Genomic DNA, 25,384 nt, shown 5'->3' with positions numbered 1-25,384 from the left:
AGGCCTTATTGCGTAAAGCCCATCACTGGCCGAAGCGCTGCAATTGCATTTCGTGCAAACGGCTGAGGGTGCGACGAAACGGGAACGCCAGGTAACCTTCGGTGTACAGCTCATCCAGCGGCACTTGTGCGGCGATGTACAGCGGCACCTTGCGGTCGTAGCACTCATCCACCAGGGCAATGAAGCGCCGGACGCTGTCGTCGTGCACCGACAACTGCGGCAGTTCGCGGTCCCCGGCATCGACGCGCCGCGCCGCGTCCTCGGTGCCACGGGCAATTCGCCCGGGACGCTGGCGCGCACTGAGGTTGGGCACCTCACTCAAGAAAATCGCCGTGTATCGATCACACAACGCCATAAAGTCCATGGCCGCCAGGGGCTGCTCGCACAGCTCGGCATAGCGGCACCAGAGCAGCGTCGGCGAGGCCTGCACCACCGCCAGGGTCCGATAGCCCATGGCAACTGGTTCGGCGGAAACCGGCTGCCCGGCCGCCAGGGCCTTGAACGCCTCGGCCAGCAGCGTCGACGGCCCCTCGGGCTCGACCCAGTAACGCTGCACCGTGGCCCCCGGATGCAGACGATGATCCTCGCCGCCATCGACATCCACCACGTCCATATGCTGCTCGATCGCGGCAATCGCCGGCAAAAAACGCTCGCGATTGAAACCATCGGCATAGAGCTGTCGGGGTGGCTGGTTGGAGGTGGCGACGATCACCACGCCTTCGTCGAACATCACCTGGAACAAGCGCCCGAGGATGATCGCATCGCCGATATCGTTGACGAACAGTTCATCGAAACACAGCACCCGGACTTCCCTCGCCAACTCACGGGCCAGGGCCCGCAGCGGGTCGGCGATACCGCTGAGCTGGAACGAGCGCTGGTGGACCCAGCCCATGAAGTGATGGAAGTGCTGGCGCCGCGACGGCACCCGCAAGGTCTGGTGGAACTGGTCCATCAGCCAGGTCTTGCCGCGCCCGACCGGCCCCCAGAGGTAAACGCCTTGTGGTACCTGGCCCTGGTGCAACGCCTCGTGGCAACGCTGCAAGGCCTGCACCGCCTGCCATTGGGCCTGGTCATGGAGAAAGCCGCGCTGCTCGACGGCAGCGCGGTAGGCACTCAAGGGAGAATCGACAGTCATGGCGTGGCGCAGGCTCGCAACCGGGGGGCGTGCAGTATGCCAGCTTGTCCTAGAGGGAAATATCCAGCCGGGCGATCTTGCCCTGCTCGTTGAGCCGGAACACGTAGCGCAACTCCACCGAGCCGCCGGGAAAAGTCCCCGAGACCAGTTGCTTGACCAGCACCTTGCCGGTGCGTTGCGCCACGTCCAGGACTTCGACCCGGGGCTGGTATTTACGCGCGGTTTCATCCATCCACTGGGCGATGGCCAGGGTGCCGATGCGGTGATGGCCTTCGTCGAAGACATTGGCGTCCTCGGCGAAAAAACTGTCGACCGCCGAACTGTCGCGGGCATTGGCGGCGTTGATATAGGCCTCGATGGCCGGGGCCAGAGATTGGGTGTTCATGCTGTGTACAGCTCCTTGCTGGTTGGAGTGTCGCCATCCTAGGCCAGGCCCGCGTCAATTCCTGTCAGGAGTGAAACCCTCGGTCTGTTCATCCTCATGACAGCGCTTGAGCCAGTCACGCAACAAGGCGCTACGGTGTCCCGGATAACATTCGCCCGGTGCGCTCGCCGCCGCGATACGGTCGGTACGGAAGGTCCGGTAGTCGCCACGCAGTTCGCACCAGGCGGCGATCACCCGCACCTCGTTGAGGAAACCCAGGGCCAGCGGCCAGATCAGGCGCTGGCTGGGCGTCTGGTTGACGTCGGCATAATCGATATGCAGCTTGTGCTGGTTGCGGATCGCCTCGCGCACCACCGTCAATGGCACGACGTTGTCCGGAAACCGTCCGCACGGGGTCCAGGCCAGCATGGTCGGATTGCGCAGGGCCTCCTGGGCGGTCGGTGCCAGCACTGCGGTGATCTTCGCCAAGGCATCGCAGGCCGCCTTGCTCAAGACCTCGTCGCCGCGCTGGTCGACATACTGCAAGCCCAGCACGATGGCTTCGGTCTCGTCGGCATTGAGCATCAGCGGCGGCAGGAACAGGCCGCTGCGCAGCACATAACCGATCCCCGCCTCGCCCTGGATCGGCGCGCCGAGGGCGGTCAGCTCGGCGATATCGCGATAGACCGTGCGCTCGGAAATCTCCAGCTCGCTGGCCAGGGCCGCCGCGGTGGTCGGACGGCTTTTGGCGCGCAATACCTGGAGCAAGGTCAGTAGACGCGAAGTACGGGACACGATGGACGACCTCTGGCTGGATGAAGGAGCGCAGCTTAGCAAAGCCCCCTGTCAGAAATTGTCAGGAGCGCAGCCGTCTGGCGCCTGCCCGAAAAAGCCGTTTGACCCAATAGCCCGGGCTCGCCCTACCCTTGTAGGAGCGAGCTTGCTCGCGATGGGCGTTAACGATAACGCGTGGTTACTGATGCCCTGCGGTGTCTGGGCTACCATCGCGAGCAAGCTCGCTCCTACAAGGGAGATCAGTCTTCAGAGGTATCGACCTCGCCCCTTCTCACCCGCTTGGCAAACTCGGTCTCGATACCCTGCGCCAGTGTCCGCGCCTGACCTCGCCAATCCTCACGCTCGACCCGTCCGGGAAAACTGAAGTAATGCTCTATCCAGTGCACTTGCGGCTCCGTCCATTGGGCAATCTGGGAAAATCGGTAAATACCCAGCTCGTGCAGCACGGCTTCATTTTTATGGCCCACCCCTGAAATCAACTTCAGGTTATCGAGCGCGCCCGTGGGTTTTTCCATGATCAGCGGACGGCTGCCAACGCCAGCAGCATCAATTTCCGCCGCCCGGGTTCCAGGCCTCGCCCCCGCAGTACTGGTCGCGGCATCGGCCGCCAGCAGGGTGCGAATCCAGGCACTGAGCCAGCAACCGATCAGGTAAGCCACAAACAACAGCAAAGCCGTTTCCAGCCACAACCCGGTCCGCCCCGGTAACAACTTGAGTACCGCCAGCACCACGCCAAAGGCAAAGATCCACAAGGCCGCGTGCAACCAACCGGCAATCCAGTTGGCTTGGCGTTCGGTCCGAGTGACGATCCAGCCCACCAGCAAGCCGAGAACCCCGGCCACCAGCATCCAGCCCCAATACTGTTCAAGTAAATAACTCATGATGATGTCTCCTGGTTATTTAGCGTCAGTCGGGGCGGTCATGGCCTGGTCATCCGTAACCTTTATTTCTATCCGACGATTTTGTGCCTGACCTTGCGGCGTATCGTTGGGCGCCACCGGATTAGCCTCGCCAAATCCCGCAGCTTTCAGGTGTTCCGGGGTGACGCCATGTTTTGCCAGATAAGAGGCCACGGCTTCGGCCCGGCGTTTGGAAAGTCCCAGGTTGAAAGCCGAATTACCGGTGTTGTCGGTATAGCCATCCACTTCGATCTGCTCGTCGGGACACTGTTTCGCAGTGGCCACCAGCGCATCCAGCGCCGTTTGCGAAGCCGGTGACAAGATGTCCTGGGCCGTGTCGAAGAGCACCTTGTATTGATTCAGCGCCGTGGCGAACTGTTGTTCACAGGCCTTGGCGTCAACAACAGCAGTCGAACTTTGTGGAGGGGCCGGGGACGCATCAACAGCGCTTGTCGGCGGTACGGCCGGCACCGGGGGGACAACTTCGGGAGGACTCCCCATTTCCTTATCGGCCGGTGCCACGGGCAGGTCACCCAGGGTGCCGACAACCTGCCGGACACCATAGGTTTGAGTCGCCGTGTCACGGATGTTTGATGTTGCATTGGGCAGGGTCACGTCACGCCCAGCGACAGCAACGGAAGCACTATCGATTGCACTCCCCACGCGGGTCTGTAAATCCTGTTCGACTTCAGGCGTTGTTATCCAGAAAGCAGCCAACCACAGCACAGCGAGTAACGGTAAACCCCACCACCATTTTTCCGAGCGAGCCATTTGTCTTCTCCTTAACGTGGAAAAACTAACGGACTGCGAAAAATGCTGTAGCAGGTGATATTCAAGTGTAGATAACTGTGGTGGACCGTCAATATAACGTCGACTGCAACTTGAACAGTCAAAATACCGTACCACTCGACAAGGGAGCGAGGAGTGGCAACGGCAGCGCAGATCAATCCTGGATAAAACGCACCCCGGGCTTGGCCCGCTCATCGACCTGCAACTCGAACACGTCCGGGCGGGCATAGTGGCCAGTGACGTCGAAATCATAACGGGCGCGGACCAGTTGTTCGGTGTCGATCTGCGCGGTCAGCAGGCCGGCCTCGCCCACCAACGGCCCGGCCAGTACATCGCCCATGGGCCCGACAATCAGACTGCCGCCATTGATCAACGGACGTTCCGCAGGCCAGTTGAGCACTTCGACACCCAGTGCCTGCGGTGAAGCTTGAACCTGGCAGGCGCTGATCACAAAACAGCGGCCTTCACAGGCGATATGGCGCATCGTCACCTGCCACATCTCGCGCTCATCCACCGTCGGCGCGCACCAGACCTCAACCCCCTTGGCATACATGGCGGTGCGCAGCAGCGGCATATAGTTTTCCCAGCAGACCGCCGCGCCGATACGCCCGGCCAGGCCTTCCACCACCGGCAGCGTCGAGCCATCGCCCTTGCCCCAGATCAGCCGCTCGGTGCCGGTGGGCATCAGCTTGCGGTGCTTGGCCAGCAGCCCGCCGCGGGGCTCGAAGAACAACACCGTGCAATACAAGGTAGCCCCCGCGCGCTCGATGACCCCGAGCACCAGGCTCGCCCCGGTGCGGGCGGACAACTGCGCCAGGGCTTCGGTCTCGGCGCCCGGCACATCGATGGCATTGGCGTGATAACGGGCGAAGGCCTCACGCCCCTCGGGCAGCCGATAACCCAGTTGGGTTCCGAAGGTTTCGCCCTTGGGATAACCCCCCAGCAGGGCTTCGGGCATCACCACCAGGCAGGCGCCGGACTCGATGATCGCGCGCTCATAACTGAGGATCTGTTCCAGGGTGTCGCCCTTGCCGCCCGGCAGGGAACCGATTTGCAACGCGGCAACGATGGACTTGGACATGACGTGAACTCCATGAAGGTGTGCTGCCGATTGTCATGGCGGCCGGCATCATGAATAAAGCCACTTTCACAACTGAATGATATTAAGCAAATGAATATCAAGCCCCTGTCTCTCGATCTGTTCAAGGGCTTCGAGGCTGGGTACAGGCCATCAAACGTGAACTGTTTGCTATCTGTTGTTCTCGACAGAGACTGCCGAAGGTTAGAATGCTCGAAACCAGGGAAGACTTCATGAGCGAACCGATCCTTTCAGAAGCCGAGTACGACGCCATCACCGACGCTGCCGCGCATTGGTGCATGCGGCTGCATGAAGAGGATTGCACCAGCGCCGAACGCGAAGCCTTCGCCGCCTGGCTCAAGGCCGACCCACTGCATGCCTTCGAATACGAAGCCATGCTGGAAATCTGGGACGTGGCCGATCAGCTCCCACCCAGCGTCGCCCCCCAGGTCGTCGCCCTGGTGCCCAAGCGCCGTGGTTGGCAACGCTACGGCATGGCCGCAGCCATCAGCCTGCTGGCGCTGCCCGTCGCCGGTTACCTGGGCTGGAGTCTCGGTTGGGTTCCCAATGCCTACCAGAACTTCGAGGCCTCGAACCAGGTGCGCCAGGTCACCCTGGCCGATGGCAGCCAGGTGGAGTTGAACCTGGGCACGCAGTTGACCTACAGCAACTACAAGGATCAGCGCCGGGTCACCTTGAAAAAGGGCGAGGCCTATTTCGAGGTGCACCACGATGCCGAGCATCCCTTCGTGGTCAAGGCCGCCGACGGCCAGGTGCGGGTCACCGGGACCAAGTTCAACGTGTGGATGTACCAGGACCAGGTTCGCGTGACCTTGCTCCAAGGTTCGGTGCTGGTCAGCAGCAACACGGCCCATCCCGGCGACGGTTATCGCCTGGACCCGGGCATGCAGGCGCGCTACAAATCCGGCGACTATGAGCCGCAGATCAGCCAGACCTATGCACAAGATGCCGACCTGGCCTGGCGCAATGGCAAGCTGGTCCTCAACAACCTGATGCTGGCCGACGCCCTGCCCTTGATCAACCGCTACCTGGAGCGTCCGGCGCTGCTGGCCGACAAGACCACCGGGACGATTCGTATCGGCGGGATCTACAGCACCGGGGAAGTGCAGCGACTGCTGACGTCGCTGCCCAAGGTGCTGCCGGTGTACCTGACACAGAACAAGGAAGGCCAGGCGGTGATCAACGCGATCCCGAAAGGCTGAAGGGTTACTTGCGCGCTTCGCGAATCACCTGCACCTGATACTCGGCATCCGCCTTGATCTGCTGCTCGGTAAACGGCAGCACACTCCACTGCTTCTTCGAGAACGCTTCGGTCTGATCACGGAAGTGCGCCGACGTCGGATCAGTGGACAGCGAAAACGCCAACAACCCCAGGGCCTGCGGCCCCTTGTCGTCAAAACTCACCACCTGCAGATAGCTGGTGCCACCGACGACTTCGCGCTTGCCGCCCGCCCCCGGCACACTCTGAATCGCGTTGTACACACCCAGGGTCGCCGGGCCGCCATGCACCGGGACCGGTTGGCCGCCCTGGCTGACCTGCTGCACATCACCCCAGTGGCTATCGGCAGTCAATCCCGCCGCCCTGACCTGCTCCAGCGATGCCAGCATCGCCGCGCGCAACGCCCTGGCCACCTTGATCTGCTCGAAAGCCAGGCCACGCGGGGTGTGCTGCGGATCAGCCGGGTCGAACCTGACCCGCCAGAAATTCTCGCCTTCGGACAGCTGTGCCAGGATGTTCTGGAAATGCACCATGCCCAGCCCGCTTTGCAGGTTGGCGTGCGCGTCCCAATCCTTGAGGCTGGCACACACCGGCGCCAACGCCGCCGCATCACTGCCCAGGTCGCCGGCGCAGAAGCGCAGCAGGTCCGGTAAGACCAATCCGGCCAGGTACACCTGATCGTCCATCACCATTGCCTGCAGGTCCGCGACCTTGATCGCCTTCGGCCGGTCCAGCCGCGCCAGGCGCTCGAGGGCAAATCGCGCCCGTGGCCCGAGGGGTTCACCCTCACGACTGACCACCGGCGAAAAGCCCTTGAGCGGTGCCTGCGGGTTGACCATCCAGGCCGAATCGTTGGAGTTCTGCAGATAGTCACCACGCGCAAGCTGCGGCAACTGGTCCGCCGGAAAGATGCCCTTCTGCGCCGCATTCGCCGCCACGTTCCAGGCACAGGCGCTACGCGAACCGTCGAGCACCACCAGCGGCCCAGTGCCACGGGGGTCACTGCACAAGGCCAACTTGGCCGCATCCACGTAAGGCACCACCGACAGGTTCAGATACAGCGCCCGCCCCTGGTCATCCACGGCCAGGGTGTTGACCCATGGAATGCCCTGAATCCGCTGCACCGAGGCCTGCAACGCCTGGAGATTGTCGGCATGGTTCATCGCGTACCACTGCTGCAACACACGGTCATTGTCCTGGTTGGCATCCCGCAGACTGAACGCCACCTCACGGTTCCAGTCGAGCTTGCCGGGCCATTGCACCACCGGCCCGAACGCCGAGCTGTAGAGCACCCGTTCAACCGTCTTGTGACTGCCATCGGCCTGCTTGACCTCGACCTTGACCAGACGCTTGTCCAGCGCCCTGGATTGGCCATCGATCAGGTAACGGGTCGGGTCCTTGGGATCGAGTTGCAGCCGATACAGGGTGAAATGCTTGGACGTATCCACCGTGTGGGTCCAGGCCAGGTGCCGGTTGAAACCGATATTGATCATCGGCAAGCCCGGCAGGGCCGCGCCCATCACATCGAGCTGGCCGGGAATGGTCAGGTGCATCTGGTAAAAACGCATACCACCGACCCAGGGAAAATGCGGGTTGCCGAGCAACAACCCACGACCGTTGAACGAACGCTCGCCGCCCACCGCCACCGCATTGCTGCCACGGTCCAGGGCGAAACGTTGCAGGCGTTCGGCCGCCAGCTGGAACGAGGCGTTCGACACCTGGGCCGTCTGCTGCGGTGGCGTGGCGCCGACCAGGGCTTCGGCGAACTGTCCGGCACCACCTTCCACCAGCAAGCGCCGGGTCAGCTTGACCAGGTCCTGCGGCGTGATCGGCCGAACCCACTCGCCTCGGCACTGCTCCGGCAAACCTGCGGCCTGGCGTTCGCCGAGCTGGCGGTTGTAACCGGCGACATAACCTTCGATCAACTGCGCAACCTGCGGGGTCTGCGCCTGCCAGAAAGCACTCACCGCCTGGGGCGTATTGAGCCAGTTGAAAAAAACATCGCTGGTGAGGTTGTCACGCCGCTCGATGGTCATCTGCTCGGGACCGAAGTAGCGTGAACGCTGGCCATTGACCGTGACGATCTCGTTGGCCAGCAGGCACAGGTTGTCCTGGGCATAGGCGTAACCGATGCCATAACCCAGTCCCCGCTCATCGCTGGCCCGAATATGCGGCACGCCAAAGGTGGTGCGGCGAATCTCGGCGCTCAGGTCGCGACTCGCGTCACCCCCCTCGCGGGCCAAGGCGTGAGTGCCGAGGCCGATCAACAACGTCGCCAGGCAGAGCCTGGATAGCGAGTGGGAAATAATCACACTGACTCCTGATGGAATATCGAACACCAGGCGACCACGCGTGCAACAGCGAACAGCAGCCCGGAAAAGCGGCCACCGAGTTCAAGAAAGAAGGGACGGCCGATGCCTGCCCATAAAGACGAGTCTGAACATGAAAATTTAGGGCTAGCAAGATGACATCTTCTGTCTGCGACTTGATATCGACAAATTTTCGACATTCAAGGCTTCATGATTTATCGGTCTCGCTCGTCCTTATCAAGGAGAGCCGACATCACATTCCTGATCAGGCTCTGATAAAGGAGTTTTTGCATGTACGACCAGCACAGGTCAACGGACGGTAATTCTTTGCAACGCGATCCTTCCTACAGCTCGGGCGCCATGTTGGCCAAACCTGCCGAACGCGGCAGCAACAGCCGCATTCGTCAGTTGCTCAAACACTTCGGTTTGCGCACCAGCCTGATACGGCTCAAAGTCATCGATGCACTGCTGAGCGCCGGCGAGGACAATCGCCGGTTGGGGGTGCGCGGGGTGCACAGCCATTTGCTGGAGTTGGGCATTCCCTTGTCCTTCCTCAGCGTGCGCGAGGTGCTCAAGCGCCTGTGCAGCGAGGGCGTCGTGGTGCTCAACGCGGACAAGAGCTACAGCCTGCACCCGGATGCGACCGCGACCCTGGAGTTACAGGACTCCGAGCCGCAGGCCACGGGCCTCGACACCTGAGTTCAGGGCTTGACCTTGCGCCGCATCACACCGTTGACCACCACCACGATCACCGCCACGCCGATGGCGATGTACTGGAACAGCTTCTCGCTGATGACTCCGGTGTTTTGCAGATAGGACAGGCCGAACATGATCCCCAGCACCACCAGGGAAATCAGAATCGAGTATTTCAGACGCTGCGATTGAGTCATTACGTATTCCTGAAAATTAAAGCTTGAAGCAATGAATGTATCCAACTTGTATCGCAATCAACACCATTGCCTTACAAAGGCCGGTGAATGAAACGACACAAACGGGGTCCCATAGTATATCCGGGGAGAGGTTTTATCTTCCCGGCTTTACCCATGAGGATTTATCCATGTTTCGTCGAATCACGATGTTGATTCCCCTGCTGATCATTCTGTCACTGAGTGGTTGTTTCATCTTCCCCCACGGTGGCGGCTGGCACGATCACCGCTACGCCGACGGTCCAGGCGAATATCGCCGCTGATGACCGGTTGAACCCAGTTCCCCTGCAGGAGCCAGCGTGCTGGCTCCTGCACGAACCACCCGGCCTTTTTATCAGCGCCCAAACCCGATACCCGGCCGGGTACAGATCTCCACCAACCAATCGACAAACACCCGCACCCGCGCCGACATCTGTCGATGTGGCGGATACATCGCGCTCAGCGGTAATCCGGGTGGCGGATGATCGCGCAGCACCTCGCACAACTGGCCACTGCGCAGTTGTTCGACCACGTGGTAGTAGGGAATCTGCACCAACCCATACCCCGCTTCACACGCCGCCAGGTAACCGTCGGCGCTGCTGACCGAGAGACGCTTGGGCAGGTCGATCGCCTGCAACTGCCCGTCCTGCTGGAACTCAAGCCCGAAGCGTTTGCCGGTCACGCTGGAAAAATACTCGACCATCCGATGCCCCGCCAAATCCGCCAGCGAGGTCGGCAGGCCCATGCGCTGGATATAGGCGGGGCTGGCGCAAGTCACTTGCTCGACCAACACCAATGGCCGGGCCACCAGCGAATCGTCCAGTGGCAAGCCACCGCGCAAGACACAATCGACGCCGTCGCGGATCAGGTCCACCGGCCGGTCATTCAGACCGATCTCCAGCTCGATCAGCGGATAACGCTCAGTGAACTCGGGCAATACCGGGATCACGATCAAGCGCCCGATACCCGCCGGCATATCAACCCGCAGGATGCCCCGCGGGCTCTGTCGGGCAGAGGAAAACACCGCCTCGGTCTCCTCCAGGTCGGCCAGCAGTTGCACACAACGCTGGTAATAGGCGGCGCCGTCAAGGGTGGTGCTGACCTGGCGAGTGGTGCGGTGCAACAACTGCACGCCCAGATGCGCTTCCAGTTGCTTGACCAGCACCGTCACCGAGGCCCGGGGCACCTGCAGGCTATCGGCGGCCTTGGCAAAACCACCCAACTCGACGATCCGGGTGAAGACCCGCATGGCATTGAAGCGATCCATCGGCCCTCCATTATTGGGAATTTACGAATAGTGATAGTGCTTTTAGCGGGTTTATCGTGCTTTTGTCGAGGTTCACACTGCATGAAATCCCAAAGGAGCACCACCATGCACACCCGTCAACTCGGTAAGAACGGCCTGCACCTCTCCGCCATCGGCCTTGGCTGCATGGGCATGACCGATTTCTACACCACCGGCAGCGACACCCGCGAAGCCACGGCCACCCTGCATCGGGCCCTGGAGCTGGGCGTGACCCTGCTCGACACCGCTGATATCTACGGCCCCCACAGCAACGAAGAACTGATCGGCAAGGCCATCGTCGGCAAACGCGAACAGGTGTTCCTGGCCAGCAAGTTCGGCATCCTGCGCGACCCGGCTAACCCGTCCTATCGGGGCGTCAGCGGCAAGCCGGAGTACATTCGCACGGCCATCGACGGCACCCTCAAGCGCCTCGGCGTGGAAACGCTGGACCTGTACTACCAGCACCGTATCGACCCGGAGGTGGCCATCGAAGAAACCGTCGGCGCCATGGCCGAACTGGTCAAGGCCGGCAAGGTCCGTTACCTGGGCTTGAGCGAGGCGTCGGCCGAGACCCTGGAACGGGCGCACCGGGTCCATCCGATCAGCGCCCTGCAAAGCGAGTACTCGCTGTGGAGCCGTGACCAGGAAGACAACGGCTGCCTCGCCGCCTGCCAGCGCCTGGGGATTGCCTTTGTGCCCTACAGCCCGCTGGGGCGTGGTTTCCTGACCGGGGCACTGCAGAGCCCGGACGATTTCGCCGCCGATGACTACCGCCGTTTCAGCCCGCGTTTCCAGGGTGAGAACTTCGCCCGCAACCTGCGGCTGGTGGAGCAGGTCCAGGCGCTGGCCGCGGAAAAAGGCGTGACGGCCGGACAACTGGCGCTGGCCTGGGTCCTGGCCCAGGGCGACTACCTGATCCCGATCCCCGGGACCAAGCAGCGCAAATACCTGGAAGAGAACGTCGCGGCGCTGGAGGTGAAGCTGAGTGCCACCGAGCTGCAGGCCCTGGAGGAGATTTTCCCGGCGGGTGCCACCGCCGGGCTGCGCTACCCGGAAGCGGTCATGCAGGGCCTCAATCGCTAAGCACCGCATCCCACCTGTAGGAGCCGGCTTGCTGGCGATGGCGTCCGCTGAAACGCTACAAGACTTCAGGGCCCCATCGCTGGCAAGCCAGCTCCTACAAGGTCCCAGGGTGGCCGGGATAACGGTTATTCCTCAGAAATCGCGCTTGTAGAAAATATCCAGGGAACTGGCCACGCCGCTCGCCGCCTCCAGGTAAACCTTCTTGCTCAACATGTAGCGCAAGGCGATGGTATTGGCCGGTTCGAACACCCCCACCCCGTAGCGCAAGCTCAGCTTCTCGGTGATCTTGCCGCTGGCCACCACCGACGTGGTGCTGCCGCTGCCCTGGGTATCGAGGGCAAAATCCTCGATGCCCAGGTTCTTCGCCAGGTCGCCGGTCAACCCGGCACTGCCCATCAAACCCAAGCCCAACGCCGCCTGCGCCAACACATTGCTGTCTTCGCCGGTGGTGCTCAATGGCCGCCCCAGCACCAGGTAGGACAAGGCCTGCTCCTGGCTCATGGCCGGCTCCGAGAAGATCTGCGTGGTCGGTTGTTCGGCGCTGCCGCTCAGGCGAATACCGGCGATCACGTCATCGGTCTGGCGAATCGCCTCGATATCCAGGTACGGCTGGTCAATCGGTCCGGCGAACAGCAAGCGCGCCCGGCGAATGGTCAGGCGCTGGCCATAGGCGCTGTAACGCCCGTCATTCAGGCGCAGCTCACCACGGGTGTCGAGGTTGTCACCGATATGCACCTGCCCCTGCAAGTCGGCGCTCAGGCCAAAGCCGTTGAAGCTGAGTTTGTCCTCCCCCACCAGCACGTCGATATCCATGGAGATCGCCAACGGCTTCGTGCCCTCCGCAGTCTGCTGGCCGACGATCACCGTGTCGTCCGAAACCTTGACCGTCGAGGGTGGCAACTCACGCACGGTGATCGCGCCCTTGGGCACATGCACCTTGCCGGCAATCGCCAGCTTGTCGCCATGCATCGACACCGTCAGGTCCGGTGCGACCTCCAGCGCCGCATACGGCTCAACGGTGACCGGCAACTGCGAGCCCTTGATCGCCAATTGCAGTTGCAGCGCATCGGTCCAATCGACGTGCCCGCTGAGGCTGCCGTGCCCGGCCTCGCCACCGGTCCAACTGCCGTTGAGCTGGAGATTCTCCCCGGCAATCTGCGCCTGTACCTGCAAGTCCTTGACCGTGGTCGGCACCTCCGACCCGGAGACCTCGCCACCGCTCAAGGTCAGGTTGCCGTTGACCTTGGGCGCCAGCAAGCTGCCGGACAAGCGCCCGCTGCCATCCAGGCGCCCGGCCAGGGTGTCGACCTTGCGCACGAAAGGCCGGGCCACACTGAGGTCAAGGCCGCTGAGGCGGAAATCGCCGCTCAGGGGTTTGTTCTTCGCCAAGGGATTGATCTGCGCCTGGAGCATCAGTTCGCCGAGCTTGCCACCGCGAAAATCCAGGACCGTATCGACCCGTCGTGGGGTCAGGTTGCTGGTCAGCTTGAGGGTCTCGTAGGGGAAATCCAACCACTTGCGCCGTTCGCGCATACGCAAGGTGCCGCCACTGGCGTCGATCATGATCTGGCCCTTGGGGCCGCTGGCCGGCAGGTCCAGTTGCAGGTCGGCATTGAGCCGGCCCTGCCAGGCGAAGTCCCGGGGCAACCACTGCCCCAGGCTTTCCAGAGGGAATTGCTTGAGGTGATAACGCAAGCGCGGTTCGGGCATCAAGCGCTGATCCTCGCCGCACAGGCTGGCCTCTCCCGACAACCAGCAGTGGCTGCCGAAATTCAGCCGGCCATCGGCGAGGTATTCGAGTTTGGCCGGGTTCTGCAGTTTCCAGTCCTGGCCGCCGGTCTGTATGTCGCCCGAGAGCAGGCGCCCACGCCAGTTGCCTTTGTCGAGCGCGCCCTCCAGGCCCAGAGCCAGTTTCAGCAGCGGGCCTTGCAGATCGAGTTGCGCCTGCTGGCGTTTGAGATCGCCCTGACCGTGCAAGGTCAGGGTGCCCAGGGCCGTGTCGCCAGCCTGGATCCCCTCGCCCTTGAGATCCAGCTGCCCTCGCTGGGCACCGTCCAGGTCCGCTTCGAGGCTGAGGCCTTGCAGACGGTTATCGGCGAACGCCAGTTGCTGACCCTGCAGGCTGATCTTGCCTTGCGGTGCCTTGAGCGTGCCTGCGAGATCGACCCGGCCTTTGGCTTGCCCACGCAACTGCGGCCAGAGCTGGCCGAGGCGCGGCAGGTTGAGGTCGAGCTGCCCGGTCAGGCGTCGTTGCAGGCTGCCGCTGCCCTGGATGCGGTTGTCACCCAGGCGAATGTCGAGGGCGCCGAGGGTCCATTGCTCGCCTTTGCCGCTGGCCTTGGCTTGTAACATCGCCGGTTGCCCGCGCAGTTTGCCCTTGAGGTCGATCGTCGCCTCCAGGTTCAACTGCTGGTTCTTAAACTCGCCTTTGCTGCGCAATGGCCCGGCCAGGGTCCCCGGCAACTCCGCCAGCCAGTACGCCGGGTTGAACGCGCTCAGGTCCAGCGCGGTGTCCCAGGCGATGCCATCGGCGAATTGCAGGTTCAGGTGCCCGCTCGCCTTGCCCTGCCCGGCCGTCAGCTCAAGTTGCGGCAGGGCGATCTGTTTCAGGTCGCCACTGAACGGCGTCAGCACGTTGAACTTGCCCGCCGGGCCGTCGAGATCGGCCTGGACATAGCCCAGGTAGTGGCCGTCGCGGTAGCTCACTTCGCCGACCACGGTCCGCGCCTTGACCGCCGGCTCGTCGATCAACGGATAGAGGCGGTGCCAGGGGAAGTCCAGCCAGTCGACCTTGGCCTCGGCGCTGAAGCCCTTCTGCCAGTCCAGCTCGCCGCTGAGTTTCAGTCGCTGTTTGGCATCGGCCGTCAGGTCCAGCGCGGCGATCTGCGCGCCCCGCGCATCGACCCGACCTTGCAGGTTGAGGTCGACGGGACCGGCTTCGGCCGGCAGCACGGCCTTGCCCTGGAGCTGGTAACCGTCTTGCAGATTGCCACTGCCGGTGAGTTCAAGCTGATTGAGTTGCAAGGTATCCGGCAGTTCGGCACTGGCCTTGAAGCCATCGGCGGTGATCCGCAGCCGGGCCGGCAGGTGCTCGGCCAACGCCTCCAGCTCGCCGATCAGTTGGCCCTGGAGATAACCGCTGCTGTCGGCCTTGAGCTTGAGGGTCTTGAGCAGATCGCCCTGCACCTCCAGCGCCAGTGCCCAGGGCCCACCGCCCGGAGCCGGCAACAGCAACTTGCCCTCGGCGCTCAGCGGCCAGTCACCGCTGGGTTGCAGCAGCCCGGAGAGGTCCAGGCTGAGGTCGTCGTGTTGCAGATGCGCGGTATCGATCTGCAGGCCCTTCGCGGTCCAGTGCGCGGCCAGTTGCAACTCCTTGAGCTGCTCGCTGCCATCAAGCCACAAGCTGCCGATACGCACCTGGCGCAACTCGATCGCCACCGGCAGCTTCAGCGTCGGCAAGCTCAGCGGCCCGCTCTCGGCAGGCGCACCCGGCTCGAATTGCAGGTCGACGCGCTCGACTTCCAGTTGATCGACACACAGCACAAAGTGCGTCAGGCACAACGGCGACCAATTGAAGCGCGGCTGCTGCAGTTCAACCCGGTTGCCGCCCTGTTGCCAGAGCAGATGATCGGCGCTCCACTCTCCACCCAGATGGCCCTGGAAATTCTCCACGCTCAGGCCCGGCACTTGCGCCAACGCCCACCGACTGCCGGCCTGGGTCCCCAGCAGCAGACTCAACGACACCAGCAACAACACGATCAGCAAGACAAGCGCCAGGCCGAATATTTTCAAACCACGCTTCACAGCTCAGGCCCCATGGAAAAGTGCAAACGGATACCGCCGGGGTCGTCCAGCGCATGGGCCAGGTCGAGGCGGATCGGCCCCACCGGCGAGATCCAGCGCACGCCGATGCCGACGCCGGTCTTGAGGCTCGGCAACTCCAGGGTGTTGAACGAATTGCCCTGGTCGACAAAGGTCGCGACCCGCCATTTCTCGGCGATGGAATATTGGTACTCAAGGCTGCCGGCAACCATGTAGCGACCACCGATCCGATCACCCTCGGAGTTTTCCGGGGACAGGCTCTGGTAGTCATAGCCGCGCACGCTCTGGTCGCCACCGGCGAAGAAGCGCAGGGACGGCGGCACGTTCGTGTAACCGTTGGTGGCGCTGCCGCCAAACTGGATTCGACCGAGGAAACGGTGATTATCCCAGAGCGTGGTCAGGCCCTTGAGCGTGGCCGTGCCGTATAACAGATTATTGTCCGAGGCCAGGCCTTCCTTGGCGACCTTGCCGTCGAACTCCAGGCGATAGCCGTTGTGCGGATCGATACGGTTGTCGCTACGTAGGTACGAGTAATTGATGCCCGGCATCAACAGGGTACTCAGGCCCGAGTCGTCACCGAGGCGATACTCCTCGCGTTGCCATTTGAGCGAGATCACCCGCTGCCAGCCGCTGGGCAACTTGCTGTGCCATTCCGGACCGATGGTGAACAGCTTGCTCAGGCTGTCGGTGTTGGAGATTTCTTCATACTGATAGCCCGCAGCCCAGCGCAGCTTGTCGGTGAGTGGCGGGTCCAGCGGGTGGTCGTACCAGAGGCCGATATTCTGCCGGGGCGCGGAAACCTCACTCTCGATACCGTAACTGTCGCCCTGGGAGTTGACCCAATGGCGGGTCCAGTTGGCCTTGACCCGGGGCCCGACGTCGGTCGAATAACCCAGGCCCAGGCCCATGGTGCGCGGCTTGCGGGTATCGAGCTGGACCTCCACCGGGATCACCCGGTCCTTGGCCGCCGACGGTGCCGCGTCCACTCGCACACCTTCGAAATAGCCGCTCGATTGCAGCGCCTGGTTGAGTTCGGCGATCAGTTCGGAATCGTAAGGCGTGCCGGCCTTGAACGGCACCATGCGGTGCAGCAGGTCTTCGTCAAAGGGCGTATCGCCGGAAAAATGCACCTCGCCCATGGAGTAGCGCGGACCGCTGTCATAGATCAGCTCGATATCGGCGACACCTGCCTGGGGATCGACGATCAACTTCTGGCTGATAAAGTGACCGCTGAAAAATCCGTAGCGCGAGGCCCGGTTGAGAATCAACCGCTTGGCGTCCTCGTAGTACCCATGGTTGAGCACGGCACCGGGCTTGAGGGCTTCACTGGTGGGGATTCGGAAGGCCTTGAGGCTGGCAGCCGGGCCCTCGATGCGCACGGTAACGTTGCGCAGATGTACCGGCTCGCCGGGGTCGATGGTGAGGATCAGTTTGGGCGTCTTGCCCGCTTCGACTTCAGTCTCGATCTGCGGCTGATAATAGCCGAGCGCCTGGGCGGCTTTACGCGCCTGCTCCTGGGCACCACGGCTGAAACGCCGCAGGGCGTTTTCGCCACGGTTACCGAGACTGCCAATGTAGCCTTCCACATTGGCCTTCAACTCGTCATTCGCAGGCGTAACCCGCACATCGAGTTCGCTTTGCGCCAGGGCCGCCATGCTGCAACAAAGCAGGAGCAAACCGCCGGTCAATCTTCTAGAAAACATCATAGGCGCGGATGCTATCACGGGCTGGGTTAGGGCCGTCATAGAACGCGAAACCGACCGGAAAGTTCGACAGTCAAGCCATTGCTGTTTGTAACACCTGCGGATTGGCGTGATAAAACACGTGCTCGCGGATCGGTCCTACCGCCACCTCACCGATATCCTCATAACCCTGACGCTTGTAGAACGCCAGGTAGCGCGGGTTACCGCTATCGAGCACCACCCCTTGGGAATGCGTGTCCTCGGCACACCAGTTGTGCACCGCCATCAGCAGTTGTTCACCATAGTGCTGGCCCTGGAACTGCGGGTGAATACCCAGCAACGGCAGCACATGCACCGAGTTCGAGGGCAGGCAGGCCAGCACCGCCTGCTGGTACTCCAGGTAACGACGGGTGCAGCGAAAACCGGTGCTCAGCACCATGCGCATGCGCCAGGCCCAGCTTTCGGTAATGTCCAGGCGCCGTTGCGGCGGGGCGATCAGCGCAATGCCGATCAGGCGGTCATTGACCAGCAGCCCGATGGCCGGCAGATCCTCGAGAAAGTGTTGTTTGACCCGCTCGCGCACCGTCGCCCGCACCCGCTGTTCATAACCCGGGCGTTCGGCCTCGAACAGATAGGCAAAGGTCGGTTCGTGCCGATAAGACTGGTACAACAGGGAACGCGCTTCCCGTGAATAACCACCGTCAAGCAAATGGATCTGGGCCGTGACCTCTGACATCTCCGGCATGGGACAACCTCCCTGGCCGCGGCGCGCTGCCGCAAGGATCTGAAAGGCAATTATCTAAAACTAAAGGAACGTTAGCAGTGCATCGGCACTCCCGCCACGCTGGCCGTCGCCGGACTTGTCGGCTAGCATCGCTGTTTTGCCAGGACTGTCGCCCATGAAGATCGTCTCGTTCAACATCAACGGCCTGCGCGCCCGGCCCCATCAACTGGCGGCGCTGATCGAGAAACACCAGCCGGACGTGATCGGCCTGCAGGAAACCAAGGTTTCCGATGAGCAGTTTCCCCAGGCCGAAGTCGAAGCCCTGGGTTACCACGTGCACTTCCACGGCCAGAAAGGCCATTACGGCGTGGCGCTGCTGTCGCGCCAGGCGCCGCTGAGCCTGCACAAAGGTTTCGAGGGCGACGACGAAGAGGCCCAGAAGCGTTTTATCTGGGGCACCTTCGCCGATGAAAACGGCACCCCGGTGACCGTCATGAACGGCTACTTCCCCCAGGGCGAAAGCCGCGACCATCCAACCAAGTTTCCGGCCAAGGAACGCTTCTACCAGGACCTGCAACAATTGCTGGAAACCCGCTTCCAGCATGACCAGCCGTTGGTGGTGATGGGCGATATCAATATTTCCCCCGAGGATTGCGATATCGGTATCGGCGCCGACAACGCCAAGCGCTGGCTGAAAACCGGCAAGTGCAGCTTCCTGCCGGAAGAACGTGAATGGCTGGCCCGCCTGAAGAACTGGGGGCTGGTGGACAGCTTCCGGCACCTGCACCCCGAGGTGAACGATCGCTTCAGCTGGTTCGATTACCGCAGCCGCGGTTTTGAAGACGAGCCCAAGCGCGGCCTGCGGATCGACGTGATCCTGGCCTCGAACGGTTTGCTGCCACGGGTCAAGGCCGCTGGGGTCGATTATGAATTGCGCGGCATGGAGAAACCTTCCGACCACGCACCGATCTGGCTGGAATTGGGCTGATCCCCGCGCTCCTGGGCAGCACAAAACCCTGTAGGAGCCTGGCTTGCCAGCGATGGCGGCCGAATTGATGATGCAAATCTCACGGGCCTCATCGCCGGCAAGCCAGCTCCTACAGGGGCTACGCTGCTTTCAAAAGTGGCCTCGAAGCCCGATCAGTGTCATTTAACTGAAACCTGACTGACTTATTCTTGCAGCACTCTGGCCCACAAAAGGTGCACGCCCCATGCTGCGCGCGCTCTCACTGCTGATCCTCTGCGGCCTGCCCGCCCTGACCCTGGCGGCCCTGCCCGCGCCGCCCGACGACGGCCCGGCGCTGCGCATCCAGGGTTCCAACACCATCGGTGCCAACCTCGGGCCGGCGCTGGTCAAGGGCTGGCTCGAGGAACAGGGCCTGCATGGCGTGCACGTGGCCAACACCGGCAAGGACAACGAGCAGCGCGTGCTCGCCACCACCGAGCAAGGCCGCCGGGTGCGGGTCGAAGTCGCCGCCCATGGCTCCAGTACCGGTTTCAGTGCCCTGAAAGCCGGTAGCGCCGACCTCGCGGCGTCTTCACGATCGATCAAGGAGGCTGAACTGCTGGACCTCGCCAGCCTCGGCGACCTGAAAAGCCCCGACGCCGAACAAGTGATCGCCATCGACGGCGTGGCGATTATCCTTCACCCACAAAACCCGCTGACCCGACTGAACACCGACGAGTTGGCGCGAATCTTTTCCGGTGAAGTGAAAACCTGGGAAGAACTGGGCGGGATCGGCGGCGCCATTCATCTTTATGCCCGCGATGAAAAATCCGGGACCTGGGACACCTTCAACGACCTGGTCCTGTCCCGTCGCGGCAAGTCCCTGGCCGCTGGCACGAAACGCTTCGAGTCCAGCGAACAGTTGTCCGATGCGGTCAGCCAGGATCATCAGGGTATCGGTTTTATCGGCCTGCCCTACGTCCGCCAGGCCAAGGCGGTGGCCATCGTCGACGGCGATTCGCAAGCCATGCTGCCCCTCGCCAGCCTGATCGCCACCGAGGATTATCCCTTGTCGCGGCGACTGTTCTTCTACCTGCCGCCCAACCGCCAGAATCCCTGGGCCGCGTCCCTGGTGCGTTTCGCGCAGAGCCCGGCGGGCCAGGCGATAGTCGCCGACAACGGTTTTGTCGCGCAGACCGTGCAAGCCATGTCGGTGACGCCCGGTCCGGCCATGTCGGAGGAATACCAGGCATTGGCAAAAGAGGCGCAGCGGTTGTCGGTGAATTTTCGCTTCGAGGAAGGCAGCGCCAGCCTGGACAACAAGGCACGCCAGGACGTACTGCGGGTCCTGGATTACCTGCATGCCCAGGGCAAGCTGAACAAACAGGTGACCCTGGTGGGCTTTGGCGACGCCAAGAACGACCCGGCCCGCGCCGCCCTGCTGTCCAAGCTACGGGCGATGGCGGTACGTCGGGAACTGGTGAAAGGCGGCGTGGTGTTTCGTGATATCCAGGGCCTCGGCGCGCAGATGCCGGTGGCGGCCAACACTCTGGATGAAGGCCGCATCAAGAACCGCCGGGTTGAGGTCTGGGTGTATTAAGAGCGCTGTTCTCAGCGCTCCGAACGCATCATTTCCCGCGGTACGTACTTGCCGATCTCGTACTTGCCGATCGCCGCCCGGTGCACTTCATCCGGGCCGTCGGCCAGACGCAGGGTACGCTGCATGGCATACATGTAGGCCAGCGGGAAATCGTTGGAAACCCCGGCCCCACCGTGGATCTGGATGGCCCGGTCGATCACCTTCAAGGCCACGTTCGGCGCCACCACCTTGATCTGCGCAATCTCGCTTTTCGCCACCTTGTTACCGGCGGTGTCCATCATGAAGGCCGCCTTCAAGGTCAGCAGGCGGGCCATGTCGATTTCCATCCGCGAGTCGGCGATCTTGTCGATATTGCCGCCCAGGCGAGCCAGCGGCTTGCCGAACGCCGTACGGTTGACCGAACGTTTGCACATCAATTCCAGTGCCCGCTCGGCCATGCCGATGGAACGCATGCAGTGGTGAATCCGCCCTGGGCCAAGGCGACCCTGGGCGATTTCAAAACCCCGGCCCTCGCCCAACAGCACGTTTTCATAAGGCACCCGCACGTTCTCGAACAGCACCTCGGCGTGGCCGTGGGGCGCATCGTCGTAACCGAACACCGGCAACGGACGAACAATCTTCACCCCGGGCGTGTCCACCGGCACCAGGATCATCGAGTGCTGCTGGTGACGCGGCGCGTCCGGGTTGCTCAGGCCCATGAACACCAGGATCTTGCAGCGCGGGTCGCACGCGCCGGACGTCCACCACTTCTTGCCGTTGATCACCCACTCGTCACCCTGGCGCTCGGCGCGGGCGGCCATATTGGTGGCGTCGGACGAGGCCACATCCGGCTCGGTCATGGCGAACGCGGAACGAATCTCGCCACGCAGCAGCGGTTCGAGCCAGCGCTGTTTCTGTTCTTCATTGGCATAACGCACCAGCACTTCCATGTTGCCGGTGTCCGGCGCCGAGCAGTTGAACGGCTCCGGCCCGAGCAAGGAGCGGCCCATGATTTCCGCCAGGGGGGCATATTCCAGGTTGGTCAGGCCGGCGCCCAGTTCGGATTCCGGCAGGAACAGGTTCCACAAGCCTTCGGCCTTGGCCCGGGCCTTGAGCTCTTCCATGATCGCGGTGGGCTGCCAGCGATCGCCTTCGGCGACCTGGCGTTCGAACACCGGTTCAGCCGGATACACATAAGCGTCCATGAACGCGGTGACGCGCTCACGCAGTTCCTGAACCTTGGGTGAATAGGCGAAATCCATGGGCAGCTACCTTCTTGAGTAGGTGGTCGGGGTCATGGAATCGATGCTAGATCAGCTACGAAAATTTACCAAAGCTATTCTCACCGTGTATTAACATTCATCACCGATATATGATCGGCTGATCGAACCCTAACAATAAGAGCGCCGCGAAATGAATCTGAGCAAGGTCGACCTCAACCTTTTCATCGTCTTCGACGCCATCTATACCGAGGCCAACCTGACCCGCGCCGGGCAGATCGTCGGCATCACCCAGCCGGCGGTCTCCAACGCCCTGGCGCGGTTGCGCGAGACCTTCAACGACCCGCTGTTCGTGCGTACCGCCCAGGGCATGGTGCCCACGCCGATGGCCCAGAACATCATCGGCCCGGTGCGCAATGCCCTGTCGCTGCTGCGTATCTCGGTCCAGGAAAGCCGGATCTTCAACCCGTTGCAGGCGAACAAGACCTACCGCATCAGCATGACCGACCTCACCGAGGCGGTGATCCTGCCGCCGCTGTTCCAGCGCCTGCGGCGCCTGGCGCCGACGGTGGCGATCGAGAGTTTCCTCTCCAAGCGCCGCGAAACCACCAAGGAGTTGGCGGCCGGGCGGATCGACTTCGCCGTCGACGCACCGCTCAACACCGACCCGCAGGTGCGCCATGTCAAGCTGATGGAAGACCGTTATGTCTGTGCCATGCGCAAGGGCCATGCGATGGCGGGCAAGGACAAGCTGACCCTGGATGACTACATGGGGCTGACCCATATCCATATCTCCAGCCGGCGTAATGGCCTGGGTTATGTCGACCTGGCCCTGGGCAAGATGGGCATCCAGCGCAAGATCGCGCTGCGTTCACAGCATTACCTGATGGCTTCCCAGGTGTTGCAGCAGACCGACATGGTCATGACCGTGCCGGAACGCTTCGCCCGCCGCCATGACCTGAATTACTTCCCGTTGCCGGTGAATGACGTGCCGCCAGTGGAAACCCACCTCTACTGGCACGAAAGCACCGACCAGGACCCAGCCAACCGCTGGATGCGCGAGCAGATGATCGAGCTGTGCCAGCAGGTCACGGCCCATGAGAAGAAGCTCGACAAGGCCTGAGACCCAAACACCGTGAGCTTACTGTTGTGGCGAGCGGGCTTAAGCAAATACGGCCCTCTGTAGGAGCGAGCTTGCTCGCGATGGGCGCTAACGATAACGCAGAGTTTGCTGGGTGAACGCGGCGCTCACATGTCCATCGCGAGCAAGCTCGCTCCTACAAGGGGGAGCGCATAGGCCGATGAACTTGACGTATACGTCAAGCAGCCCTTAGCTTAGCCCCATGACCTTTTTCGAGCGCTTTCATGAGCAGCCAGACCTACAGCATCTCCGACCTCGCCCGCGAGCTCGACATCACCACCCGGGCCATTCGTTTCTATGAAGAGCAAGGCCTGCTCAGCCCTGAACGCAAGGGCCTGGAGCGCATCTACTCGGCCCGGGACAAGGTGACCCTGAAACTGATCCTGCGGGGTAAACGCATCGGTTTTTCCCTGGCCGAATGCCGCGAGCTGATCGAACTCTACGACCCCACCAGCGGCAACCAGAAGCAGCTCAACAGCATGCTGGCGAAAATCACCGAGCGCCGGGCACAGCTGGAGCAGCAGTTGCTGGATATCGAGCAGATGCAACTGGAACTCGACACCGCCGAGGAGCGCTGCAAGTTGGCCCTGACACAGATCCTCGAAAGCCAGAGCGTTACCCCATAGACACCGCGACCTTGTAGGAGCCGACTTGCTGGCGATCCAGGCGACGCGGTCCAGCAGGCGCACCGCGTCGATGCCATCGCCAGCAAGCCGGCTCCTACAGAAGACCGCTCCAGTCCTGTACTTTTCATAAGGTATCCGCCCATGTCCCTCCCCACCCACGTACGCCTGATCGAAGTCGGCCCCCGCGACGGCCTGCAGAACGAAGCCCAACCCATCAGCGTCGCCGACAAGGTGCGCCTGGTCGACCGTCTCACCGAGGCCGGCCTGGGCTATATAGAAGTCGGCAGCTTCGTCTCGCCCAAATGGGTGCCGCAGATGGCCGGTTCCGCCGAAGTCTTCGCGCGTATCCAGCGCAAGCCCGGGGTCACCTATGGCGCCCTCGCCCCCAACCTGCGCGGTTTCGAAGATGCCATCGCCGCCGGCGTCAAGGAAGTCGCGGTGTTCGCCGCCGCTTCCGAAGCTTTTTCCCAGCGCAATATCAACTGCTCCATCAGCGAAAGCCTCGAACGCTTCGTACCGATCATGGATGCCGCCCGCCAGCACGGCGTGACGGTGCGCGGTTACGTGTCCTGCGTACTCGGCTGCCCCTATGAAGGCCCGGTCGCCGCCGAACAGGTCGCCGTCGTGGCCCGCGAGCTGTATGCCATGGGCTGCTACGAAGTGTCCCTGGGCGATACCATCGGCACCGGCACCCCGGGCGCCACCCGGAAGATGTTCGAAGTGGTCTCGGCCAGCGTCCCACGGGAAAAACTCGCCGGGCATTTCCACGACACCTATGGCCAGGCCATGGCCAATCTCTACGCCAGCCTGCTCGAAGGCATCGAGGTCTTCGACAGCTCCATCGCCGGCCTGGGTGGCTGCCCCTACGCCAAGGGTGCCAGCGGTAACGTCGCCACCGAAGACGTGCTCTATATGCTCAACGGCCTGGGGATCGAGACCGGTATCGACCTGGACAAGCTGATCCTCGCAGGCCAGGAAATCTGCGCCGTGCTGGGACGTGTTACTGGCTCACGGGTCGCCAAGGCACGGCAGGCGGTATGAATGTGTCCTGGTGTTACCGTTTGGAAACACAAACGAGTAACACGGGAACAGATTCGCGACATTGCCCTTGGCCGAAGGTTCACGAAAAATATCAAAGCCTTGATTTTAAAGGGTTTTCAAAAGTTGGCACGCCACCTGCTATATCTCTTGCATAACAAGAATAAAAAGCAGCAAACCCATAAAAATAAGACGTACCGACTCTGACATAACAAAAACAACACGGCAGAGACGCAGCTAACAGATTTTTTTGGAGAAGGTGTGCTTTCAGGGAACCCTCGGGTCACCCGCAACCGGACAGAGAATAATAAAACTACCTCAAGGTAGCTCCAGAACTGGTTGGATCACCTGATAAAGCAGATCAGCGCTCAAAAAAATACGTTTGCTCTTTGACCCCGGATGGGGGTCACCTAAACGGCGAGAAAGGGTCACGGTTGACAAAAACAACAACAGACCGCCCCTCAATAATAAAAAAAGAGCATACACAACACATTCAAGGGGAGCTTCGGCTCCCCTTCGTGTTTCTCCCCTCCGTCGAATCGACACCCTTCATCCGCAACGCCAAGCCCTCGCCGACGTCCACGGGTTCGATCTCGACGCCATCGTCCGGCCGCCCTTCGCCTCGCCGCCATATCTATGTACCGCATCCCGAATTCCACGGAGCGGATACTGAGCCCGTCTTCCCGCCCCTGAACAGTCGATTTATTTCTTCAATTGAAATTGG

General features: G+C 62.0%; 22 protein-coding genes. 9 read left to right on the top strand and 13 right to left on the bottom strand.

Annotated elements, in window-relative coordinates:
- Positions 1-22 precede the first annotated feature (22 nt).
- From zapE to HX866_RS24310, 6 genes are all read right to left on the bottom strand, one after another.
- The gene (gene zapE / locus HX866_RS24335; protein ID WP_177095251.1) at positions 23-1,135 is read right to left on the bottom strand and encodes a cell division protein ZapE; all 1,113 of its coding nucleotides are present in this window, start codon (positions 1,133-1,135) and stop codon (positions 23-25) included.
- 49 nt (positions 1,136-1,184) lie between these two features.
- Complete coding sequence (locus tag HX866_RS24330) at positions 1,185-1,520, bottom strand: nuclear transport factor 2 family protein (protein WP_177095249.1); 336 nt, start codon at positions 1,518-1,520, stop codon at positions 1,185-1,187.
- A 54-nt stretch (positions 1,521-1,574) separates the two neighbouring features.
- Complete coding sequence (locus HX866_RS24325) at positions 1,575-2,294, bottom strand: helix-turn-helix transcriptional regulator (RefSeq protein WP_177095247.1); 720 nt, start codon at positions 2,292-2,294, stop codon at positions 1,575-1,577.
- Positions 2,295-2,533: 239 nt separating this feature from the next.
- Positions 2,534-3,175, bottom strand: a complete 642-nt coding sequence (locus HX866_RS24320; RefSeq protein ID WP_177095245.1) for a hypothetical protein — start codon at positions 3,173-3,175, stop codon at positions 2,534-2,536.
- 15 nt (positions 3,176-3,190) lie between these two features.
- Entirely contained in the window at positions 3,191-3,964 is a 774-nt protein-coding gene (locus HX866_RS24315) for an OmpA family protein (protein ID WP_177095243.1), read from the bottom strand.
- Between the two features lie 172 nt (positions 3,965-4,136).
- Positions 4,137-5,063, bottom strand: a complete 927-nt coding sequence (locus tag HX866_RS24310; RefSeq protein ID WP_177095241.1) for a carbon-nitrogen hydrolase family protein — start codon at positions 5,061-5,063, stop codon at positions 4,137-4,139.
- Positions 5,064-5,293: 230 nt separating this feature from the next.
- On the opposite strand from HX866_RS24310, the gene HX866_RS24305 reads away from it, so the two are divergent.
- Positions 5,294-6,283 carry a FecR family protein gene (locus HX866_RS24305; protein ID WP_177095239.1) on the top strand — a complete coding sequence of 330 codons (990 nt, stop codon included), beginning with the start codon at positions 5,294-5,296 and terminating at the stop codon, positions 6,281-6,283.
- A gap of 4 nt (positions 6,284-6,287) precedes the next feature.
- Here the strand turns inward: HX866_RS24305 and pvdQ are convergent, their stop codons facing one another.
- Positions 6,288-8,612 carry a bifunctional acylase PvdQ gene (gene pvdQ / locus HX866_RS24300; RefSeq protein WP_177095236.1) on the bottom strand — a complete coding sequence of 775 codons (2,325 nt, stop codon included), beginning with the start codon at positions 8,610-8,612 and terminating at the stop codon, positions 6,288-6,290.
- Positions 8,613-8,900: 288 nt separating this feature from the next.
- Between pvdQ and HX866_RS24295 the strand changes: the two genes are divergently transcribed.
- Positions 8,901-9,308, top strand: coding sequence for a fe2+ zn2+ uptake regulation protein (locus HX866_RS24295; RefSeq protein WP_177095234.1), 408 nt, complete (start codon positions 8,901-8,903; stop codon positions 9,306-9,308).
- Between the two features lie 2 nt (positions 9,309-9,310).
- Here the strand turns inward: HX866_RS24295 and HX866_RS24290 are convergent, their stop codons facing one another.
- Positions 9,311-9,499, bottom strand: coding sequence for a hypothetical protein (locus HX866_RS24290; RefSeq protein WP_059405111.1), 189 nt, complete (start codon positions 9,497-9,499; stop codon positions 9,311-9,313).
- 167 nt (positions 9,500-9,666) lie between these two features.
- Between HX866_RS24290 and HX866_RS34445 the strand changes: the two genes are divergently transcribed.
- On the top strand, positions 9,667-9,798 hold the full coding sequence (locus HX866_RS34445; RefSeq protein ID WP_256261569.1) for a hypothetical protein: 132 nt from the start codon (positions 9,667-9,669) through the stop codon (positions 9,796-9,798).
- Between the two features lie 71 nt (positions 9,799-9,869).
- On the opposite strand, the gene HX866_RS24285 is transcribed toward HX866_RS34445, so the two are convergent.
- Positions 9,870-10,781: a LysR family transcriptional regulator gene (locus HX866_RS24285; protein WP_177095233.1), complete on the bottom strand. Its 912-nt coding sequence runs from the start codon at positions 10,779-10,781 to the stop codon at positions 9,870-9,872.
- A gap of 105 nt (positions 10,782-10,886) precedes the next feature.
- On the opposite strand from HX866_RS24285, the gene HX866_RS24280 reads away from it, so the two are divergent.
- On the top strand, positions 10,887-11,882 hold the full coding sequence (locus tag HX866_RS24280) for an aldo/keto reductase (protein ID WP_177140535.1): 996 nt from the start codon (positions 10,887-10,889) through the stop codon (positions 11,880-11,882).
- 132 nt (positions 11,883-12,014) lie between these two features.
- Here HX866_RS24280 and HX866_RS24275 read toward each other — a convergent pair whose 3' ends face one another.
- The 3 genes from HX866_RS24275 to HX866_RS24265 all read right to left on the bottom strand — a co-directional run bounded on the left by HX866_RS24275 (position 12,015) and on the right by HX866_RS24265 (position 18,131).
- A complete protein-coding gene (locus HX866_RS24275) occupies positions 12,015-15,686 on the bottom strand; it encodes a translocation/assembly module TamB domain-containing protein (protein WP_177140534.1) in 3,672 nt (1,223 codons plus the stop codon).
- On the bottom strand, positions 15,683-17,410 hold the full coding sequence (locus tag HX866_RS24270; protein WP_177095226.1) for an autotransporter assembly complex protein TamA: 1,728 nt from the start codon (positions 17,408-17,410) through the stop codon (positions 15,683-15,685). Before HX866_RS24270 ends, HX866_RS24275 begins: the two co-directional genes overlap by 4 nt.
- A gap of 70 nt (positions 17,411-17,480) precedes the next feature.
- On the bottom strand, positions 17,481-18,131 hold the full coding sequence (locus HX866_RS24265) for a GNAT family N-acetyltransferase (protein ID WP_177095224.1): 651 nt from the start codon (positions 18,129-18,131) through the stop codon (positions 17,481-17,483).
- A 154-nt stretch (positions 18,132-18,285) separates the two neighbouring features.
- On the opposite strand from HX866_RS24265, the gene xthA reads away from it, so the two are divergent.
- Positions 18,286-19,098, top strand: a complete 813-nt coding sequence (gene xthA / locus HX866_RS24260; RefSeq protein WP_177095222.1) for an exodeoxyribonuclease III — start codon at positions 18,286-18,288, stop codon at positions 19,096-19,098.
- Between the two features lie 223 nt (positions 19,099-19,321).
- Positions 19,322-20,656 (top strand): substrate-binding domain-containing protein, encoded by a 1,335-nt coding sequence (locus tag HX866_RS24255; RefSeq protein ID WP_177140533.1) that lies wholly within the window; start codon positions 19,322-19,324, stop codon positions 20,654-20,656.
- Positions 20,657-20,667: 11 nt separating this feature from the next.
- Here HX866_RS24255 and HX866_RS24250 read toward each other — a convergent pair whose 3' ends face one another.
- Positions 20,668-21,897: an acyl-CoA dehydrogenase gene (locus tag HX866_RS24250; RefSeq protein ID WP_177095218.1), complete on the bottom strand. Its 1,230-nt coding sequence runs from the start codon at positions 21,895-21,897 to the stop codon at positions 20,668-20,670.
- 151 nt (positions 21,898-22,048) lie between these two features.
- Between HX866_RS24250 and HX866_RS24245 the strand changes: the two genes are divergently transcribed.
- The 3 genes from HX866_RS24245 (at position 22,049) to HX866_RS24235 (ending at position 24,663) form a co-directional block, all read left to right on the top strand.
- Positions 22,049-22,978, top strand: a complete 930-nt coding sequence (locus tag HX866_RS24245; protein WP_177095216.1) for a LysR family transcriptional regulator — start codon at positions 22,049-22,051, stop codon at positions 22,976-22,978.
- Between the two features lie 242 nt (positions 22,979-23,220).
- On the top strand, positions 23,221-23,622 hold the full coding sequence (locus HX866_RS24240; RefSeq protein ID WP_177095214.1) for a MerR family transcriptional regulator: 402 nt from the start codon (positions 23,221-23,223) through the stop codon (positions 23,620-23,622).
- 141 nt (positions 23,623-23,763) lie between these two features.
- Positions 23,764-24,663, top strand: a complete 900-nt coding sequence (locus HX866_RS24235) for a hydroxymethylglutaryl-CoA lyase (protein WP_177140532.1) — start codon at positions 23,764-23,766, stop codon at positions 24,661-24,663.
- The last annotated feature ends 721 nt before the right edge of the window (positions 24,664-25,384 follow it).

This window comes from Pseudomonas gingeri (assembly GCF_013386165.1).
In the GTDB taxonomy this organism is placed as follows: Bacteria; Pseudomonadota; Gammaproteobacteria; order Pseudomonadales; family Pseudomonadaceae; genus Aquipseudomonas; species Aquipseudomonas gingeri_C.
The sequence above is the reverse complement of the archived record's forward strand: the minus strand, read 5'-3'. Positions and strand labels throughout refer to the sequence as shown.

Bases quoted from the DNA above. Each gene is read 5' to 3' on its own strand.
- HX866_RS24305 (WP_177095239.1), top strand. From the start codon at position 5,294: ATGAGCGAACCGATCCTTTCAGAAGCCGAGTACGACGCCATCACCGAC.
- zapE (WP_177095251.1), bottom strand. From the start codon at position 1,135: ATGACTGTCGATTCTCCCTTGAGTGCCTACCGCGCTGCCGTCGAGCAG.
- HX866_RS24270 (WP_177095226.1), bottom strand. From the start codon at position 17,410: ATGATGTTTTCTAGAAGATTGACCGGCGGTTTGCTCCTGCTTTGTTGC.
- HX866_RS24235 (WP_177140532.1), top strand. From the start codon at position 23,764: ATGTCCCTCCCCACCCACGTACGCCTGATCGAAGTCGGCCCCCGCGAC.
- HX866_RS24250 (WP_177095218.1), bottom strand. From the start codon at position 21,897: ATGGATTTCGCCTATTCACCCAAGGTTCAGGAACTGCGTGAGCGCGTC.
- HX866_RS24315 (WP_177095243.1), bottom strand. From the start codon at position 3,964: ATGGCTCGCTCGGAAAAATGGTGGTGGGGTTTACCGTTACTCGCTGTG.
- HX866_RS24295 (WP_177095234.1), top strand. From the start codon at position 8,901: ATGTACGACCAGCACAGGTCAACGGACGGTAATTCTTTGCAACGCGAT.
- HX866_RS24245 (WP_177095216.1), top strand. From the start codon at position 22,049: ATGAATCTGAGCAAGGTCGACCTCAACCTTTTCATCGTCTTCGACGCC.
- HX866_RS24240 (WP_177095214.1), top strand. From the start codon at position 23,221: ATGAGCAGCCAGACCTACAGCATCTCCGACCTCGCCCGCGAGCTCGAC.
- HX866_RS24330 (WP_177095249.1), bottom strand. From the start codon at position 1,520: ATGAACACCCAATCTCTGGCCCCGGCCATCGAGGCCTATATCAACGCC.
- HX866_RS24310 (WP_177095241.1), bottom strand. From the start codon at position 5,063: ATGTCCAAGTCCATCGTTGCCGCGTTGCAAATCGGTTCCCTGCCGGGC.
- HX866_RS34445 (WP_256261569.1), top strand. From the start codon at position 9,667: ATGTTTCGTCGAATCACGATGTTGATTCCCCTGCTGATCATTCTGTCA.
- HX866_RS24285 (WP_177095233.1), bottom strand. From the start codon at position 10,781: ATGGATCGCTTCAATGCCATGCGGGTCTTCACCCGGATCGTCGAGTTG.
- xthA (WP_177095222.1), top strand. From the start codon at position 18,286: ATGAAGATCGTCTCGTTCAACATCAACGGCCTGCGCGCCCGGCCCCAT.
- HX866_RS24320 (WP_177095245.1), bottom strand. From the start codon at position 3,175: ATGAGTTATTTACTTGAACAGTATTGGGGCTGGATGCTGGTGGCCGGG.
- HX866_RS24255 (WP_177140533.1), top strand. From the start codon at position 19,322: ATGCTGCGCGCGCTCTCACTGCTGATCCTCTGCGGCCTGCCCGCCCTG.
- HX866_RS24280 (WP_177140535.1), top strand. From the start codon at position 10,887: ATGCACACCCGTCAACTCGGTAAGAACGGCCTGCACCTCTCCGCCATC.
- HX866_RS24290 (WP_059405111.1), bottom strand. From the start codon at position 9,499: ATGACTCAATCGCAGCGTCTGAAATACTCGATTCTGATTTCCCTGGTG.
- HX866_RS24265 (WP_177095224.1), bottom strand. From the start codon at position 18,131: ATGCCGGAGATGTCAGAGGTCACGGCCCAGATCCATTTGCTTGACGGT.